This is a genomic window from Mycobacterium sp. TH-M82, from assembly GCF_057473605.1.
This window is the reverse complement of record NZ_JBYCKY010000604.1, coordinates 1-1,906: the sequence shown is the minus strand read 5'-3', so window position 1 is coordinate 1,906 and position 1,906 is coordinate 1. Positions and strand designations below refer to the sequence as shown.

Sequence of the window (1,906 nt, the reverse complement as noted above, 5' to 3'; positions counted from 1 at the left end):
CTGAACTACTTCCTGACAGCCCCGCGGCACACCTTCACCATCTCCGCCCCCGCCAACGCCGTCACCGAGGTGGTCCTCCTGGTCGTGGCAATCGCGTTCGCGGTGTTGGTCGACGGGGCTGCCAAACGCGCCCGTGAAGCCGGACGCGCATCCCAAGAGGCAGAACTGCTGACGCTGTTCGCCGGTTCGGTGCTGCGCGGAGCGGATCTGGAAACCCTCCTCGAGCGAGTTCGCGAGACTTATTCGCAGCGCTCGGTCAGCATGCTGCGCACCCATGCTGGCGACGGACCGGACAGGTCCGACGTCGTCGCCGCCGTAGGCAGCGATCCCTGCACCACAGTGGATTCCGCGGATACCACGATCGACGTCGGCGACAGAATCTCGATGGTGTTGGCCGGCCACCAGCTGCCCGTCCGGGACCGCCGGGTGCTGTCCGCGGTCGCCAAACAGGCGGCAGGCTTGATCAGGCAAAGCGAACTGGCCGAGGGGGCCAGCCGGGCTGAGGCGGTGATGCAGGCCGACGAGCTGCGCCGCTCCCTGCTGTCGGCGGTAAGCCACGACCTGCGTACCCCGCTGGCCGCGGCCAAGGCCGCAGTGTCCAGCCTGCGCGCCGAAGACGTCGACTTCTCTCCGGAGGACACCGCCGAATTGCTGGCCACCGTCGAGGAGTCGATCGACCAGCTGACCTCGCTGGTGGGTAACCTGCTCGACTCCTCCCGGTTAACCGCGGGCGTGGTCCGACCGGAACTTGCCAAGGTGTACCTGGAGGAGGTGGTGGAACGCGCACTTGTCAGTATCGGTAAGCGCACCACGGTCTTCGGAAGAGGCAGCCTCGATCAGGTCAAGGTGGAAGTCGGCCCGACGGTTGTGATGGCCGACGCCGGCCTGCTGGAACGGGCGCTGGCAAACCTCATCGACAACGCGCTGCGCTACGCGCCCGAAAGTGTGGTGCGGGTCAGTTCTGGCAGGGTCGGTTCCCGGGTGCTGATCAATGTCGCCGACGAGGGCCAGGGCATCCAGGGCATGGGCGTGGATGCCGCTGAGCGGATGTTCGACGCGTTCCAGCGACTTGGCGACCGCGACAACACCACCGGTATCGGTCTGGGGCTGTCAGTGGCGCGCGGTTTCATCGAGGCAATGGGCGGCACTATCGAGGCCACCGACACTCCGGGTGGCGGTCTGACCATGGTGCTGGATCTGGCCGCGGAGGCGGAACCGCACGTGTGACCCACGCCGACGACGATGCAGAGCGCAGCGATGAGCTGGGGGCACCTCCCGCTCGCGGGGGAGACCCGCGCCCATGACTAGGGTGCTGGTGGTCGACGACGAGCCGCAGATCCTTCGTGCGATGAAGATCAACCTGTCGGTGCGCGGCTATGAGGTCATCACCGCGGCGACTGGCGCGGGCGCGCTGCGCGCCGCCGCCGAACGTCGACCCGACGTGGTGATCCTCGACCTGGGACTGCCCGACATCTCCGGAATCGAGGTGCTCGCGGGGCTACGCGGCTGGCTGACCGCACCGGTCATCGTGTTGTCAGCACGCACCGACTCCACCGACAAGGTGGGGGCACTCGACGCCGGCGCCGACGACTACGTGACGAAACCGTTCGGGATGGATGAGTTCCTGGCCCGGCTGCGCGCTGCAGTGCGTCGGAACGCCGCCATCTCCGAAACCGAACAGCCGGTGATCGAAACCGCCTCGTTCACGGTTGATCTGGCCGCAAAGAAGGTGGTCAAGAACGGCATTGAGGTGCACCTGACCCCGACTGAGTGGGGCATGTTGGAGATGCTGACCCGCAATCGGGGGAAACTGGTAGGGCGTGACGAACTGCTCACCCAGGTATGGGGTCCGGCGTATGCGAAGGAAACCCATTACCTGCGGGTGTACCTGGCGCAGTTGCGGCGC

At 66.6% G+C, this 1,906-nt stretch carries 2 protein-coding genes; both read left to right on the top strand.

Going from position 1 to position 1,906, the window contains the following annotated elements:
* A partial coding sequence (locus AC2VON_RS17995; RefSeq protein WP_486954172.1) for a sensor histidine kinase occupies positions 1–1,227 on the top strand: 1,227 nt, incomplete at its 5' end.
* A 73-nt stretch (positions 1,228–1,300) separates the two neighbouring features.
* The coding region (locus AC2VON_RS17990) for a response regulator (RefSeq protein ID WP_486954171.1) at positions 1,301–1,906 on the top strand (606 nt) is incomplete at its 3' end.